This is a genomic window from Monashia sp. HAY1-2A (genome assembly GCF_056755315.1).
This window is the reverse complement of sequence record NZ_JBNDHY010000449.1, coordinates 1-266: the sequence shown is the minus strand read 5'-3', so window position 1 is coordinate 266 and position 266 is coordinate 1. Positions and strand designations below refer to the sequence as shown.

General features: G+C 59.8%; 1 protein-coding gene. It reads left to right on the top strand.

The annotated features are described in order from the left end of the window. Window positions 1-82: 82 nt before the first annotated feature. On the top strand, window positions 83-266 hold a 184-nt coding region (locus tag ACPYOM_RS22675; RefSeq protein ID WP_481347692.1), incomplete at its 3' end, for a DUF1003 domain-containing protein.

Sequence of the window (266 nt, the reverse complement as noted above, 5' to 3'; positions counted from 1 at the left end):
CCTAAGGCGGCGGCAGGAGGAGGCGAGACATGCTTCTCTTCAGGAGCGCGCCGCAGCTGAGATCACCCGCTTCGCAGGGTCGATGACTTTCGTCTACATCCACGCGATCGTCTTCGGCGCCTGGATTTTAGTCAACGTCGGGCTGCTGCCGGTCCTGCCAGCATTCGACCCATCCCTCGTGATCCTCGCGATGGTAGCATCCGTCGAGGCGATTTTCATCTCGACCTTTGTCATGATCAGCCAGAATCGGATGGCGGAGACAGACG